Origin of the sequence: Streptomyces sp. NPDC006798, from assembly GCF_040635975.1 — a bacterium.
GTDB lineage: Bacteria > Actinomycetota > Actinomycetes > Streptomycetales > Streptomycetaceae > Streptomyces.
In genome coordinates this window covers 24,791-39,959 of record NZ_JBEYIS010000061.1, presented here as the reverse complement: position 1 = coordinate 39,959, position 15,169 = coordinate 24,791, and the positions used below count along the sequence as shown (strand labels likewise).

The 15,169-nt window shown below is 72.2% G+C and carries 14 protein-coding genes and 2 pseudogenes; 8 read left to right on the top strand and 8 right to left on the bottom strand.

What is annotated here, in order from left to right; genetic code table 11:
* Together ABZ714_RS29990 and ABZ714_RS29985 are read right to left on the bottom strand one after the other, a co-directional pair.
* A pseudogene (locus ABZ714_RS29990) lies at positions 1-588 on the bottom strand (ABC transporter substrate-binding protein); the annotation flags it as partial.
* Between the two features lie 390 nt (positions 589-978).
* Entirely contained in the window at positions 979-1,719 is a 741-nt protein-coding gene (locus ABZ714_RS29985) for an alpha/beta hydrolase (RefSeq protein WP_358828497.1), read from the bottom strand.
* 261 nt (positions 1,720-1,980) lie between these two features.
* Here ABZ714_RS29985 and ABZ714_RS29980 point away from each other — a divergent pair, with 261 nt between their 5' ends.
* Both ABZ714_RS29980 and ABZ714_RS29975 read left to right on the top strand, forming a co-directional pair.
* Complete coding sequence (locus tag ABZ714_RS29980) at positions 1,981-3,135, top strand: adenosine deaminase (RefSeq protein ID WP_358828496.1); 1,155 nt, start codon at positions 1,981-1,983, stop codon at positions 3,133-3,135.
* A 205-nt stretch (positions 3,136-3,340) separates the two neighbouring features.
* Positions 3,341-3,712, top strand: a complete 372-nt coding sequence (locus tag ABZ714_RS29975) for an ATP-binding protein (RefSeq protein WP_358828495.1) — start codon at positions 3,341-3,343, stop codon at positions 3,710-3,712.
* Positions 3,713-3,895: 183 nt separating this feature from the next.
* Here ABZ714_RS29975 and ABZ714_RS29970 read toward each other — a convergent pair whose 3' ends face one another.
* From ABZ714_RS29970 to afsQ1, 5 genes are all read right to left on the bottom strand, one after another.
* On the bottom strand, positions 3,896-4,099 hold the full coding sequence (locus ABZ714_RS29970; RefSeq protein WP_358828494.1) for a PspC domain-containing protein: 204 nt from the start codon (positions 4,097-4,099) through the stop codon (positions 3,896-3,898).
* A gap of 97 nt (positions 4,100-4,196) precedes the next feature.
* Positions 4,197-4,799, bottom strand: a complete 603-nt coding sequence (locus ABZ714_RS29965; protein WP_358828493.1) for a VanZ family protein — start codon at positions 4,797-4,799, stop codon at positions 4,197-4,199.
* A gap of 412 nt (positions 4,800-5,211) precedes the next feature.
* Positions 5,212-5,835 carry a hypothetical protein gene (locus ABZ714_RS29960; protein WP_358828492.1) on the bottom strand — a complete coding sequence of 208 codons (624 nt, stop codon included), beginning with the start codon at positions 5,833-5,835 and terminating at the stop codon, positions 5,212-5,214.
* Positions 5,832-7,418 carry a HAMP domain-containing sensor histidine kinase gene (locus ABZ714_RS29955; RefSeq protein WP_358828491.1) on the bottom strand — a complete coding sequence of 529 codons (1,587 nt, stop codon included), beginning with the start codon at positions 7,416-7,418 and terminating at the stop codon, positions 5,832-5,834. The genes ABZ714_RS29960 and ABZ714_RS29955 overlap by 4 nt, the downstream gene beginning before the upstream one ends.
* Positions 7,419-7,434: 16 nt before the next feature.
* Positions 7,435-8,112 (bottom strand): two-component system response regulator AfsQ1, encoded by a 678-nt coding sequence (gene afsQ1, locus ABZ714_RS29950; RefSeq protein ID WP_358828490.1) that lies wholly within the window; start codon positions 8,110-8,112, stop codon positions 7,435-7,437.
* A gap of 334 nt (positions 8,113-8,446) precedes the next feature.
* Here afsQ1 and ABZ714_RS29945 point away from each other — a divergent pair, with 334 nt between their 5' ends.
* From ABZ714_RS29945 to ABZ714_RS29930, 4 genes are all read left to right on the top strand, one after another.
* Positions 8,447-9,235 carry a SigE family RNA polymerase sigma factor gene (locus ABZ714_RS29945; protein WP_358828489.1) on the top strand — a complete coding sequence of 263 codons (789 nt, stop codon included), beginning with the start codon at positions 8,447-8,449 and terminating at the stop codon, positions 9,233-9,235.
* A gap of 340 nt (positions 9,236-9,575) precedes the next feature.
* Positions 9,576-10,523, top strand: coding sequence for a deoxyribose-phosphate aldolase (gene deoC, locus ABZ714_RS29940; protein WP_358828501.1), 948 nt, complete (start codon positions 9,576-9,578; stop codon positions 10,521-10,523).
* A 5-nt stretch (positions 10,524-10,528) separates the two neighbouring features.
* Positions 10,529-11,965 (top strand): aldehyde dehydrogenase family protein, encoded by a 1,437-nt coding sequence (locus ABZ714_RS29935; RefSeq protein WP_358828488.1) that lies wholly within the window; start codon positions 10,529-10,531, stop codon positions 11,963-11,965.
* Positions 11,958-12,863, top strand: coding sequence for an aldehyde dehydrogenase family protein (locus tag ABZ714_RS29930; RefSeq protein WP_358828487.1), 906 nt, complete (start codon positions 11,958-11,960; stop codon positions 12,861-12,863). Before ABZ714_RS29935 ends, ABZ714_RS29930 begins: the two co-directional genes overlap by 8 nt.
* Positions 12,864-13,207: 344 nt before the next feature.
* Here the strand turns inward: ABZ714_RS29930 and ABZ714_RS29925 are convergent, their stop codons facing one another.
* Positions 13,208-13,612 carry a hypothetical protein gene (locus tag ABZ714_RS29925; protein ID WP_358828486.1) on the bottom strand — a complete coding sequence of 135 codons (405 nt, stop codon included), beginning with the start codon at positions 13,610-13,612 and terminating at the stop codon, positions 13,208-13,210.
* A gap of 145 nt (positions 13,613-13,757) precedes the next feature.
* Here ABZ714_RS29925 and ABZ714_RS29920 point away from each other — a divergent pair.
* Positions 13,758-14,387: pseudogene (locus tag ABZ714_RS29920) on the top strand (uridine kinase); the annotation flags it as partial.
* 143 nt (positions 14,388-14,530) lie between these two features.
* Complete coding sequence (locus ABZ714_RS29915) at positions 14,531-15,160, top strand: PH domain-containing protein (protein WP_358828485.1); 630 nt, start codon at positions 14,531-14,533, stop codon at positions 15,158-15,160.
* Positions 15,161-15,169: the final 9 nt, after the last annotated feature.

Sequence of the window (15,169 nt, the reverse complement as noted above, 5' to 3'; positions counted from 1 at the left end):
CGGCAGGATGTGCGCCATGTCGAAGAGGCGCAGCCGGTCGCTCCAGCGGGACGAGCCGCCGGGCCGCCAGCGCTGCCGGGCGAGCTGATCGAGCAAGTTCTGCGCGGCGTAGGGCGAGTGCGGCGGTACGGGCGGCCTGTTCGGGTCGGCGGCCAGCGCGTTGACGGCGTTCTCGATGGCGTGGACCAGCCGGACCCGGGGGAAGGAGTAGCGGCGGTACAGGGCCCGGCGCCCGTCCCACTGCCGGGGATTCCCCAGTTCCCGTACGAGCCCGGCGGCCCGCCGGACCTCCGTCGGCTCCGCCCGCGCGTCGGCGGCGAGAGCACAGCGCGAGCCGTGTACGCCATGGCTCGTGTGCAACTCCTCCACCAGCTGTACGACCTGCTCCGCCGGATCCGGCGGAGCGTCGGCGGCCGTTCGGGCCGGGGCGTCCTCGATCTCGGTATGGAGCACGACCACGGGCATCGGCGGATGGCTGCTGCGGAAGTCCCGTACCAGCATCTCCAGACGCCGCTGGACGTCGGCCCCCGCCCCGGTCGACATGCCGTGCCGGGTGTCCCGACACGATTGCAGTTCCTCGTTCGGCATACGTCTCCCCGTTCTCGTCAGGCTGGCATACGTCGCCGGGACGAACTCGCGCAAGGGCGGCTCCGGGTACGTTCCGGAATCTCCCGCGCGGCCTACGGAGGATGTACGAGCCCGAGTTCTACGCCTGTACGACCCCCGCCGCGAATCACCCCCCTCCGGCCCCCGGCCCCGGCCGCCTCTCCCTCCGCGAGTGCGGGTGAGCCGGAGACCCCAGCGCCCCTCGGCTGCCCCCTCCTGATCGCCCTCGTCGAGGGGAGGGTCCCCTTTCAAGGGCGGCGAGGGGGAGAGCGTTGAGAGGCGCGGAGAACTGCGCGGGCAACCCGCCACCGGCGCGGCCGGGACTCCGCAGCGAGGGGCACGGCGGATTCCCGCCCCACGGAGCGCCGCAGGCTAAGGGCGGAGGGACTTGCCGAAGCCCGCCGCCAGCGGCATCCGCAGCCCCAGCGGCGGCGGCGCCGCCAACGCGTCCGCGACCGGGCGCGAGAACGGCTGCGGAAAGAGCGACCCGATCACGAAGTCCACCGCCAGCGCCATCACCTCGGCATGGTGCTGCCGCAGCGCATGCCCATCCGTATGCACCTCGAACCGGCATATGTCGCGGTTCGTCTTCTTCGCCCGCTCCGCCAGTCGGTACGACCGGTCCGGGCAGCACCGCTCGTCGTTCGTACCGTGCACGATCATCACCTGCCGCCCCACCAACTGCTTCACCGGCTCCGGCGCATCGCCCCCGCCCCCGCCGACGCCCCCGTCCCCTGTTCCGGTCCCGCCGTCACCGCCCGCCGGGCGCTCCGTCTCCGCCGGGAGCCACGGCGCCATCGCCAGTACCGAGGAGACCGCCGAGTGCCCCGCCGCCCGCAGTGCCGCGCGTCCCCCGAGCCCGAGCCCGGCGAGGCATACGGGCACATCGCCGTACCGCCGTACCACCTCGTCCGCCGCCCACGCCGTGTCCACGGCGAGCTGCGCCCGCGTACCGTTCCAGCCCCGGCCCGAGTAGTGCACCGGGAGCACCAGAAGACCCTCCGCGCGCCCCGCCCGCGCCAGCGCCCGGCCCAGCGGCAGCGCCGTCAGATGCGCCCATGGGGAGCGCCCGCGATTCGACTCGGGAGCGCCGTCCGGCAGGACCAGCACCACCCCGCCGACCCCGGCCCCGAGCCCGCCCCCGGCCGTTCCGGATGGCCGTCGCCCCCCGTACGCCCGGCCCAGCCTGGCCGTCCGCCTCGCCGCGGTCGTCGTGCGACCGTCCGTACGCCCCCTCCGCAGGGGCTGCGCTTGGTGTGTCACGGCAGAACAGTCTCAGAAGTGGGGATGTACGCCACCCGTCCGCGCGATCACTGTTACATATCGGCCCACCGACTTCTACGCGCGTAGGGCCGGAGGCCGTACAGTGCGGAGATGACGAGCCAGACTCTCATCACGCCCACCGCGGACCAGATCCGCCGCGCTCCGAAGGTGCTCCTCCACGACCACCTCGACGGCGGACTGCGTCCCGGCACGATCGTCGACATCGCCCGCGCGACGGGCTACACCGGACTCCCCGAGACCGAGCCCGACAAGCTCGGCACCTGGTTCCGGGAGGCCGCCGACTCCGGCTCCCTCGAACGCTATCTGGAGACCTTCGCCCACACCTGCGCCGTGATGCAGACCCGGGACGCCCTGGTCCGGGTCGCCGCCGAGTGCGCCGAGGACCTGGCCGCCGACGGCGTCGTCTACGCGGAGGTCCGCTACGCCCCCGAACAGCATCTGGAAGCCGGGCTCACCCTCGAAGAGGTCGTCGAAGCCGTCAACGAGGGCTTCCGGCAGGGCGAGCGGACCGCCCGCGAGGCCGGACACCGGATCAGGGTCGGCGCCCTGCTCACCGCCATGCGGCACGCCGCCCGCGCCCTGGAGATCGCCGAACTCGCCAACGGCTACCGCGACCAGGGCGTCGTGGGCTTCGACATCGCCGGCGCCGAGGCCGGCTACCCGCCCACCCGCCACCTCGACGCCTTCGAGTACCTCAAGCGGGAGAACAACCACTTCACCATCCACGCGGGCGAGGGCTTCGGACTGCCGTCCATCTGGCAGGCCCTCCAGTGGTGCGGCGCCGACCGGCTCGGCCACGGCGTACGGATCATCGACGACATCAAGGTCGCCGACGACGGCACCGTCCAGCTCGGCAGGCTCGCCGCGTACGTCCGCGACAAGCGGATCCCGCTCGAACTCTGCCCCACCTCCAACCTCCAGACCGGCGCCGCCGCCTCCTACGCCGAACACCCCATCGGACTGCTCCGCAAGCTCCACTTCCGGGCCACCGTCAACACCGACAACCGGCTGATGTCCGGGACCAGCATGAGCCGGGAGTTCGAGCTGCTGACCGACACCTTCGGATACACGCTCGACGATCTGCAGTGGTTCACCGTCAACGCGATGAAGTCCGCGTTCATCCCTTTCGATGAACGCCTCGCGATGATCAACGACGTGATCAAGCCCGGCTACGCCGAGCTGAAATCCGAATGGCTGTTCCGCCAGACCGCCACGACCAGCGATTCCACCGCCCGGGACAGCTGATCGTACGAGTCCCGCGACGGCCCGGAACGGCGGACACCCGGCCTCCTCGGGGTGTTTGCCTCGCACCGCACGGCATGAATAGCTTGCGGAGCCGCCCGCCGTGCCCGGTCACTCCGGCGCGGCACGGCCCGGCCCCGGCCCGGTACGAACGGCCGGGTGCCGGATCCGCACCACCCCCGTTCCCCATCGCGAGGACACACCCCTGATGAAGCAGTCCGCCGTCAAGTCCCTCGGTGTCGCCGCCCTCGGCGTCGCCTTCGCCGCGGCAGCCGCGGGCTCCGCCTCCGCGGAGGCCATGGTCTCCGACTCGGCGACCTCCCTCGACTCCGTCTCCAGCGTCCTGCCCGTCCAGGAGGCCCTCACCCAGCTCCCCACGGGCGCCCCCGAATCCCTCGGCGGCGCGCAGAACGCCCTCACGGAGAGCGCCAGCACCCTTCCCGGCACCCTCCAGGGCGCCGGCCAGCGCGTCCTCACCGGGGACCTGCTCGGCGGCGGCGACCCGATCGGCGGGCTCCTCGGCGGGCTGCCGATCGGCGGCGCGCTGCCCGGTGGCGGGCTGCCCGGCGGCCTCGTCTGACCGGTCGCCCCTTGACCCTTTGACCGCTCGGCCGTCCGGCCGGGCCGGTTCCCCTCGCCGTCTCTTCCCCCTCGGGCGGCACACAGCAGCGGGGCGCGCCCCCGTCACGCTTCGCGGCGATGACGGCAGCGCGCCCCGTTGTGATCACCGGCAACGGTCACCAGGAACGGTCGCCGGGAATCGTCACCAGGACATCGAAGGCGATGTCTTCTCCTTCGGCAGGAAGATCCACAGCGCCGCGTAGACAAGGAATTGCGGGCCCGGCAGCAGACACGACGCCACGAAGATCACCCGCATGGTGGTGGCGGACGTACCGAAGCGCCGGGCCAGCCCCGCGCACACCCCACCGATCATGCGGCCTTCACGCGGGCGGACCAGTGCGGACATGAGGGGCTCCTTCGCAGAGTGACGACGCGGTGTCCCGGGACCGTCTGCCCCGAGAACACCTCCATAGTCGCCCCCGAAGAGGGGACAAAGCGTCGCTCTACGGTGCGATCCCGACCCTGGGAATCGTCGGGGTCGCCCCCTGCGGGCCCTCCTCCGCGGGGAGGGCGGCGTCTACGACCAGAGGGCGGGAGGCCGCATACGGGGACGCCGCCCCCGCTACGGGGCCTACCGGCCCGCCCCGGCCGCGCCGCAGACGGGCCCGGCAGGCCGGGACCACCAGCAGATGCGCGATCGCCACACCCGCGGTGTTCAACACCAGGGAATCCACATCCATCACCCGGCCCGCGACACCCGTCTGCAACAGCTCGATCCCGAGCGAGATCAGCGCACCCGCCGCGACCGTCCGCACCAGCGAACCCAGAGTCGACGCGGTCACACTGCCGCCCGCCATCGGAAGCAGCACACCCAGCGGCGCGAGCAGCAGCAGCCCGCCACCCAGCTGCCGGGTCGCCTCGGCCGGACCGAGAGCGAGATCGGCCCGTATCCCGGCGAAGACCTCCAGATTCGCGGCGGCCACCCAGGGCACGTCCAGCGGCCGGAGGGTCAGCCAGCCGACGATCAGCAGATGCGTGCAGAGGAGCACTCCTCCCGCGATTCGCACCCGCACCCCGCCGTTACCTTGACGCTCCACACCACTCATGACGCGCACCCTTGCTGAAACGGTTCCTGGTGTGGGGGCTGCCTGTGCCCAGGCGGGGCCGTTCGCGCCTCAGGCGCCGGCGGGGCTGTTGACGTTGTGACCGTTGCTCCAGCGGTATGCGGGCGGTCTTGTTCTGTGGCGGGAGGGTCGGTGGCCTCCGGGCTCACCTCCTCACGGACGGCGGAAGTGAGGGTCTTCTTCAGGAGACCCGTTATTCTCGCCGTCCTCCCCCAAAGCTGCCTTTGGGGGGACCCCCAGGGGGCGACCCCGCACCCCCCGACTGCACTTGTCCCCTGGTGCTGGAGCCCGTCCCGGGGAGGGGATGCTGCCACTTGATGTCGGTGGTCCACCCGCGGGCCGCCGACAACATTAGGGCGCGGCCCGGATCGCGGCGCCCGGAGGAGTCGAGTGACTACGGGGTTTCCGGGGGTTCCGTGGCGCGGGTGGGCAAGGGGGTCTGGGGGTGGGACTTCGTCGTCGGGGCGCAGTCGTAGAGCGACGGCGGGTAGCCCCCGGGGCCCCCGATGCGGACGCCGCCCTCGTCCGCCGCCGCCCGGCTCTCCGCGAGTGTGCAGACCAGTTGCGCGAGGGCCTCGGGCGCCAGGGCCTCGGGCTGGCGGCTGAGGCGGTAGGTGCCGTCGGGGTCGCCCGCCCGGCCGCCGGAGATCGTGAGCGGGCCGCGGACGTACGTCTGGAAGCCCGCTTCCCGCTCGGCCTGCGTCGGCTCCTTCTGGAGTTCGGCGACGAGGGCCCGGGCCACGGGCAGCCCGGTCCCGGGGGGACTTTTCGGGGGTGCCTCGGTGTCGGCGGTCCGGTCGACGGCGACCAGTTGCGAGGCGCAGACCAGGTAGATCCGTACCGGTACCGACGACGGCTGCGTCTGCGGCCCGCCTTCGCCGTTGACGGCGCACGGCAGCCGGGAGGGTGCCGGTCCGCCGTCGACGGGGACCTGGGTGGGGCGGATCCCGCAGCCGGCGAGGAGGAGGGCGAGCGCCGCCGTACCGAGCAGCGCCCGTCGTGTGGTCCGCCGCGTCACTTTCCGTCGTCCTCTCCGCCGGGCGTGTCGTCGCCGGGCTCGGCGCCGGGGCCGTCCGGCGCGCCGGATTCCGCCGCCGGGTCGCGCGGCAGCCGCAGGACGAAGATCGCCCCGTCGCCGTCGGGCGAGTTCGCGGCCGTGATGGTGCCGCCGTGGATATGCGCGTTCTCGACCGCGATGGAGAGCCCGAGTCCGCTGCCCTCGGAGCGGGGCCGGGACGCGCTCGCCTTGTAGAAGCGGTCGAAGACGTGCGGCAGGACGTCCTCGGGGATACCCGGCCCGTGGTCGCGTACCTCGATGACGAGTTCGTCGCCGGTGCCGTCGGGGCATTCCGTTCCGGTCGCCGGGTCCACGGTGCGTACCGAGACCCGGACGGGGGAGCCGCCGTGCTTGAGCGCGTTGCCGATCAGGTTGGCCAGGACGACGTCGAGCCGCCGCGGGTCGAGCCGGGCCATGACTCCGCGTTCCGCGTCGAGTTCGACGGCGTCCAGCCAGGCCCTGGCGTCGATGCAGGCGGTGACCTGGTCGGCGACGTCGACGAGGTCGAGCACCACCTTGACGGTGCCCGCGTCGAACCGGGTGACCTCCATCAGGTTCTCCACCAGGTCGCCCAGCCGCCGGGTCTCGGAGACCACCAGATTGACCGCGGGCGCGATCATCGGGTCGAGGTTGTCGACCTCGTCCTCCAGGACCTCGGTGACGGCGGTCAGCGCCGTCAGCGGGGTGCGCAGTTCATGGGACATATCGGCGACGAAGCGGCGGCTGGACTCCTCCCGCGCGCTCATGTCCGCGACCTTCTTCTCCAGCGACTCGGCGGTCTTGTTGAAGGTCCGGGCGAGTTCGGCGAGTTCGTCGGTGCCGGAGACCCGCAGCCGGGTGTCCAGCTTGCCCTCGCCGAGCCTGCGGGCGGCGTCGCCGAGCCGGCGTACCGGCTTCAGTACGGTCGTCGCGGCGGCCTGGGCCAGCAGCGCCGAGCCGACCAGGGCCAGGGCCGTGGCGATCCCCAGCGACCAGGCCAGGGTGTTGAGGTCCTTGCTCTCGGATTCGAGGGATTTGAGCATGTAGCCGGTGGGGCCGCCGTTGGCGACCCGGCTGCCGCCGACGAGATAGGGCTCGCCGTCGCGGATGATCCGCTGCCAGTACAGGTGGTACGGCGCGGAGTTGCCCGCCCCGGTCGACTGCCGCCGGTTCACCTGCTCCCGCAGCCCCTCCGGTACGTCACCGAACGTGAAGTCGCCCAGGTCGGAGGCGCCGACCAGCGGCTTGCCGCCGCCGCCCTCGCCGACCAGGAGCACGTTGTAGCCGTCCCGGCCGTGGCTCATCTGTTCGGCGGTGCGCTGGAGTTCGTTCTGCGAGGGGTGCAGCGGCAGGGTGGCGGCCCGGCTCTGCAGCTCGGCCCGGAAGTCGTCGATCGTGGACTTCTGCGTACGGCTCAGTACGGCCTCGCGGTTGAGCCAGTACGCGATCCCGGACGCCGAGACCGCGGCGGTCAGCGCGACCACCGCGAACACGACGACCAGCCGCAACCGCAGACTGGTCCAGCGGAGACCGGCGACTATGGCACGCTTCGCGGCACCGGTCACCGCGCCGTTCCTCCGGTCACTGGGGAACGTCCAGCCGGTAGCCCACTCCGCGGACCGTACGGATCAGCGTCGGCGACGAGGGGACGTCCTCCACCTTGGCCCGCAGCCGCTGGACGCAGGCGTCGACCAGCCGGGAGTCCCCGAGGTAGTCGTGTTCCCACACCAGCCGGAGCAACTGCTGTCTGGACAGGGCCTGTCCGGGCCGTCTGCTCAGCTCCAGCAGCAGCCGCAGCTCGGTGGGGGTGAGCTGGAGGTCCTGGCCGTTCTTGGTGACGGTCATCGCCGAACGGTCGATCACCAGGGAACCGAAGGTCGCCGAGTCCGTCGACTCCCGTTCCCCGCGCCGCAGCACCGCCCGGATCCGGGCGTCCAGCACCCGGCCCTGGACCGGCTTGACGACATAGTCGTCGGCGCCGGACTCCAGCCCCACCACCACGTCGATGTCATCGCTGCGCGCGGTCAGCAGAATGATCGGCAACTGGTCGGTACGGCGGATACGACGGCACACCTCGAAGCCGTCGATCCCGGGCAGCATCACATCCAGCACGATCAGATCGGGTCGCTGCTCCTTGAGCAGTTTCAGGCCGTCCTCGCCCGTCGCCGCAGTGGCCACACGGTGGCCCTGGCGCGTCAGGGAGAGTTCGAGGGCCGTGCGGATGGCGTCGTCGTCCTCGATCAGCAACAGGAAAGGCACGGGGGCCATTCTGGCGTATGCCGGTCCCGGAGTTCGACCGGCATCGCGTCCGTGCGCGGCGGGAACCGTTCGAGGGGCTGTTCGGACGGCGGTAAGGGACGGTTCCCGGGCGGTCCTGTGACGCCCGGCGGGCCCGCCGGGACGCGGCCGGGAGGGCGTACGCGGGCGGCCGGGGGAGCGGCCCGGGGGCGCACACCCGACGGCCCCTGTGACAGTGCTGTGACGATCGACGGACACCGCGATGAAACAGGCTGGGCAGAGTTGTCGCCATCGGACGGAAGCCCGAGGAAACGAACCAGCACCACTGACACACGAGACGACGGGGGGCGCGAGGATGAAGACGGCACTGCACGGAGTCACGGCCAGCGCAGTGACCACGCGCCTGCACGACGTCCATGTCAGGTCCGGTGAGAAGGTCTCCGGCGCCGCGAACGGGCGGGGGTGCGCTCGCGGCGCCGGAGTTCGGTTCCCGGCTCCGTACATGACGGTGATCGAGCCCGCGCCGGTCGAGGTCCCCGCTTCGGCGGAGGTGCCCCGGCAGGCCGAGGCGCCGCGCCGGACCGAAGCGCCGAAGCCGGCGGCCCCGGCGGCGGACTCCGTCTCCGAGGCGGAGTTCACGGCATACGTCCAGGAGCGGCGGTCGGCGCTGTACGCCACCGCGTACCACCTGACCGGCGACCGCTTCGAGGCGGAGGACCTGCTGCAGAGCGCGCTGTTCTCCACCTACCGGGCGTGGGACCGGATCAGCGACAAGGCGGCGGTCGGGGGCTACCTCCGCCGCACGATGACCAATCTCCACATCAGCGCCTGGCGGCGCCGCAAGCTCAACGAGTACCCCACGGAGGAGCTGCCGGAGACGGCGAGCGACACCGACGCGATGCGGGGGACCGAGCTGCGGGCGGTGCTCTGGCAGGCGCTGGCCAGGCTTCCCGAACTCCAGCGGACGATGCTGGTCCTCCGGTACTACGAGGGCCGTACCGACCCCGAGATCGCGGACATCCTGGACATCAGTGTCGGCACGGTGAAGTCGAGCATCTGGCGGTCCCTGCGCAGGCTGCGGGAAGACCAGGCGCTGAGCTTCGGGCGTGACGAGGAAGAGTCCTTCGGCGAGCTGGTGGCCTGAAGGCACGGGGGAAAAAGAGGGGGGACCGCCGGGCCGGGGGGCCGAGGCGGTGCGAGTGGGGGGCCATGGAGCCGGGGGGCTTCATGGTGCGAGAAGGAAACGGGGACCGGGGCGCCACGGGGGAGCCCCAACGGGAGCGGGATCGGACAGGCCGGGGGGTCTTGTCCGGTCCCGCTTCCTTTTGTGCCGGGGTGCCGGGGTGCCGGGGTGCCGGGGACGAGGCGCGGGGCGGCGGCGGTACGGGGCCGGGGACGGTCTGCGGCCGTACGGACTCCGGGGCCGCACCCGAGCCACCCCCTGTACAGGTCGCTACGCGCGTAGATATGCTCTCGTGGTGACCATGCCCCGTATCCATCCCGCCCTCGCCGACGTCACCACGTCCGACCAGGCGCTCCGCAGATTCCTGCACGGGCTGCCCGGTGTCGATTCCGTCGGGCTCGAAGCGCGCGCCGCCGCCCTCGGGACCCGGTCGATCAAGACCACGGCCAAGGCGTACGCCATCGACCTGGCCATCTCGATGATCGATCTGACGACCCTGGAAGGCGCGGACACCCCGGGCAAGGTCCGGGCGCTGGCCGCCAAGGCCGTCCACCCGGATCCGACGGACCGGGAGACCCCCGCCACCGCCGCCGTCTGTGTCTATCCGGACATGGTGGCCGCCGCCAAGGCCGGGCTGAACGGCGCCGACGTCAAGGTCGCCTCCGTCGCCACCGCGTTCCCCGCGGGCCGGGCCGCCCTCGACGTCAAGCTCGCGGACACCCGGGACGCGGTCGCCGCCGGGGCCGACGAGATCGACATGGTCATCGACCGGGGCGCCTTCCTCGCGGGCCGCTATCTGAAGGTCTTCGAGGAGATCGTGGCCGTCAAGGAGGCCGCGGGCCCCGCCCGGCTCAAGGTCATCTTCGAGACCGGTGAGCTGTCGACGTACGACAACATCCGGCGGGCCTCCTGGCTGGGCATGCTGGCGGGCGCGGACTTCATCAAGACCTCCACCGGCAAGGTCGCGGTCAACGCCACCCCGGCCAGCACCCTGCTGATGCTGGAGGCCGTCCGCGACTTCCGGGAGCAGACCGGCGTACAGATCGGGGTGAAGCCCGCGGGCGGCATCCGGACCAGCAAGGACGCGCTGAAGTTCCTGGTCCTGGTCAACGAGACCGCGGGCCCGGACTGGCTGGACCCCCACTGGTTCAGGTTCGGCGCCTCCAGCCTGCTCAACGATCTGCTGATGCAGCGCCAGAAGCTGGCGACCGGCCGCTACTCCGGCCCCGACTACGTAACGGTGGACTGAGCCCGATGACGAACCCCTTTGAGTACGCCCCCGCGCCCGAGTCCCGGGCGGTCGTCGACATCGCGCCCTCGTACGGCCTCTTCATCGACGGCGAGTTCACCGAGGGCTCCGGCGAGGACCGGAACAAGACCCTCTCCCCGGCCACCGAGGAAGTGCTCGCCGAGTACGTCCAGGCCAACGAGGAGGACGTCGACCGGGCCGTACGCGCCGCCCGCAAGGCGTTCGAGAAGTGGTCGGCCCTGCCGGGCGCCGAGCGGGCCAAGTACTTGTTCCGGATCGCCCGGATCATCCAGGAGCGCAGCCGTGAGCTGGCCGTGCTGGAGACCCTCGACAACGGCAAGCCGATCCGGGAGACCCGGGACGCCGATCTGCCGCTGGTCGCCGCGCACTTCTTCTACTACGCGGGCTGGGCCGACAAGCTCGGCCACGCCGGATTCGGCCCCGAGCCGAAGCCGCTGGGCGTCGCGGGCCAGGTCATCCCGTGGAACTTCCCGCTGCTGATGCTGGCGTGGAAGGTCGCCCCGGCGCTGGCCACCGGCAATACGGTCGTCCTCAAGCCCGCCGAGACCACGCCCCTCTCCGCGCTCTTCTTCGCCGACATCTGCCGCCGGGCCGGGCTGCCGAAGGGCGTCGTCAACATCGTCACCGGCGACGGCCGTACGGGCGCGGCGCTGGTCGGCCACCCCGGGATCGACAAGGTCGCCTTCACCGGCTCCACCGCCGTCGGCAAGGCCATCGCCCGGCAGGTCGCCGGGACGGCCAAGCGGGTCACGCTGGAGCTGGGCGGCAAGGGCGCCAACATCGTCTTCGACGACGCCCCGATCGACCAGGCCGTCGAGGGCATCGTCAACGGGATCTTCTTCAACCAGGGCCAGGTCTGCTGCGCCGGCTCCCGGCTGCTGGTCCAGGAGTCGATCGAGGAGGAGCTGCTGGACGCCCTGAAGCGGCGGCTCGGCACACTCCGGCTCGGCGACCCGCTGGACAAGAACACCGACATCGGGGCGATCAACTCGGCCGAGCAGCTCGCCCGGATCACGGCCCTGGCCAGGACCGGCGAGGCGGAGGGCGCCGAGCGGTGGACCGCCCCGTGCGAGCTGCCGTCGGCGGGGTACTGGTTCGCCCCCACCCTCTTCACCGGGGTCACCCAGGCGCACACCGTCGCCCGGGACGAGATCTTCGGCCCGGTGCTGTCGGTGCTGACGTTCCGTACCCCCGACGAGGCCGTCGCCAAGGCCAACAACAGCCAGTACGGCCTGTCGGCGGGCATCTGGTCGGAGAAGGGGTCGCGGATCCTCGCGGTCGCGAACAAGCTCCGGGCCGGGGTCGTCTGGGCCAACACCTTCAACAAGTTCGACCCGACCTCGCCCTTCGGCGGCTTCAAGGAGTCGGGCTTCGGCCGCGAGGGCGGCCGCCACGGCCTGGAGGCTTACCTCGATGTCTGAGAACCGATCGACGCGGCTGAGCGTTTTCAAGACCTACAAGCTGTACGTCGGGGGCAAGTTCCCCCGCTCCGAGAGCGGCCGGGTGTACGAGGTGACCGACGCAAAGGGCAACTGGCTGGCCAACGCGCCGCTCTCGTCCCGCAAGGACGCCCGGGACGCCGTGGTCGCGGCCCGCAAGGCGTTCGGCGGCTGGTCGGGCGCGACCGCGTACAACCGGGGCCAGATCCTCTACCGCGTCGCCGAGATGCTGGAGGGCCGCCGCGAGCAGTACGTCCGCGAGGTCGCGGACGCGGAGGGCCTCTCCAAGTCCAAGGCGGCGGCCGTGGTGGACGCGGCGATCGACCGCTGGGTCTGGTACGCGGGCTGGACCGACAAGATCGCCCAGGTCGTGGGCGGGGCGAACCCCGTCGCCGGCCCCTACTTCAACCTCTCCACGCCCGAACCGACCGGGGTCGTCGCGGTCGTCGCGCCGCAGGAGTCGTCCTTCCTCGGCCTGGTGTCCGTGCTCGCCCCGGTGATCGCCACCGGCAACACGGCGGTCGTGGTGGCGAGCGAGCGGGCCCCGCTGCCCGCGCTCTCCCTCGGCGAGGTGCTCGCCACCTCCGACCTGCCGGGCGGCGTGGTGAACATCCTCTCCGGCCGTACGGCGGAACTGGCGGCCCCGCTCGCCGCGCACCAGGACGTCAACGCGATCGACCTCACCGGCGCGGACGCGGCCCTGGCGAAGGAGCTGGAGATCGCGGCGGCGGACAATGTGAAGCGCGTCCTGCGCCCGTCGGCGGGGTCCCCGGCGGACTTCACCACGGACCCCGGTACGTCCCGGCTGACGGCCTTCCTCGAAACGAAGACGGTCTGGCACCCCACGGGCGCGCTGGGAGCCGCGGGCTCCTCGTACTGACGGGCCCTCTCGCGGGGCGCGGCGCCTCAACCCTCCGGGTGAGGCCCGCGCCATCCGCCCAGCCGGGTGGATGGCGTCGGGCGACCGCGCGCCGGTGGGTGGCTTGTCGCGCAGTTCCTCGCACCCCTAAATGCTCTCCCCAGCATCGGCCCTGGAAAGGGGCCGCCTCTTTACGAGGGCGTTGAGGAGGGCAACCAGGGGCGCGGGGAACTGCGCGACAAGCCACAGCCGGGCCGCAGACCGCCGACAACCGGTGGTCGCCTTGCGCGGCCGGGGTGTTCGGTGCGGCGCCCCGGAGGGCCAAGGCGCTGCATGGGGCTCGGCCCGGTCCCCCTCGCGGCCCTCTAGAGGGGGAGGGTGCCCACCAGGCCGCCGATCACCGGGAGGTCCTGGAGGGCCGCGCCGTTGGAGAGAGGGCCGGTCACCAGGTCCGTACCGATCGGCTTGAAGTCGGCGATCTGGGTGCCGACGCCGTTCGCCAGTGGGTCCACCCCGGTCTGCGCCAGCGGGTTGAGCTGGTGCTCCTTGAGGTACGCCAGCCCCGTCACGGAGTTGGTGAGCGCGCCGGTCAGCCCGGCGCCGGGGCCGGACAGGGCGCTGCCCAGGGCCTCGCCGCCGACCGGGACGGCCATGGGGGCCGCCTGTGCGGCGCTCCCCGCGGAGAGGGTCGCCGCGACCGCCGCGACGGCGAGACCGGCGCCCACGGCGAACCGCCGCGAGGTGCTGGGAGACGTGGAGTGGGATGTCATGGTTGCCTGCCTGTGATCGCCGATATGCGACATGGTCGCTTTGGGTGGTCGTGCGAGTGCACAGGGTATTTGAGGCGGGGATTCCGGATCCACCGGCATCCCCGGTGGATCCCCTTCACGGGGCAATGCCTCACACTGGTGTTCCGTGACCGCTATCCCCGCCCAACCCGCTCCGGCCGCCACCCGGGTCCTGCTCCTCGCGGGCCCCTCGGGCTCCGGAAAGTCGTTCCTCGCGGCCCGTACCGGGCTCCCCGTGCTCCGCCTCGACGACTTCTACAAGGAGGGCGACGACCCCACCCTCCCCCTGGTGCCGGACAGTACCGACATCGACTGGGACTCCCCCCGATCGTGGGACGCGGACGCGGCGGTCGCGGCGATCGAGGAGCTGTGCCGGACAGGCCGTACGTCCGTACCCGTGTACGACATCGCCACCAGCTCCCGGACCGGCCTCGACTCCTTCTCCGTCGGCCGTACAACCCTCTTCGTCGCCGAGGGCATCTTCGCGGCGGACGTCGTCGCCCGCTGCCAGGAGCTGGGCGTGCTCGCCGACGCGATCTGCCTCCGGGGCCGCCCGGGCACCACCTTCCGCCGCAGGCTGCTGCGGGACCTGCGGGAAGGCCGAAAGTCCGTACCGTTCCTGCTGCGCCGGGGCTGGCGGCTGATGCGGGCGGAGCGGGGCATCGTGAGCCGTCAGAGGGACCTCGGGGCGTACCCCTGCGGCCGGGACGAGGCCCTCGGCCGGGTCGCCGCGGCCGCCGCGGGCCGCCACCGCCGCCCGGTCCCCGCCGGTACGGCCCGGACCCCGGCCGCCGGGACCCCCGGAGCCTTCGGCGGCGCGGACGGCGCGGGTGGCGCCGTATGCCCCGCCGGGCCGCCCGCGGGCGCCGCGCTCGGACCGCGTACGGCAGAATCGGACGTATGAGCAAGCCCGAGACGCCCACGCCCGCCGAGCCCGCCTACGCCGAGCGGGTCTTCCGCTCCCCGGCGGGGATGGCCGGCGGTGTGCTGCTGCTGGCCCTCACGGTCTGGCTGGGTCTGGACGCCGTCGTCCGGGGCGCGGGAAACACTCCGCTCTTCGCGATCGCGACGATGCTGGTCGTTGTGCCGCTGGTGCTGGCGTTCACCCTGCGGCCCGCGGTCTTCGTCAACGACGACCGGATCCGGATCCGGAACCCGTTCCGGACCGTCACCGCCCCCTGGGGGCGGGTCGAGGAGGTCCGCTCCTCGTACTCCACGGAGATCATCACCAAGGACGGCGACAAGTACCCCATGTGGGCCGTCCCCGTCTCCCTCCGCCAGCGCAAGCGCGCCAACCGCCAGCAGCAGAAGCGGGACCGCGACGAGCGGGCCGGCCGCCAGGTGGACCGCAACCTCCCCACCCCCATGGCCCAGGCCGACCGCACCGTCGGCGAGCTCCGCGAATTCGTCACCGCCCGCGGCGCGGCCGCCGGGTCCCAGGGCGAGGTCAAGGCGGTCTGGGCGTACGAACTCTTCCTCCCGCTGGCGGCCGGTGCCGTGATGCTGGTAATCCTCTTCGCGATCGCATAGCCGAACGGC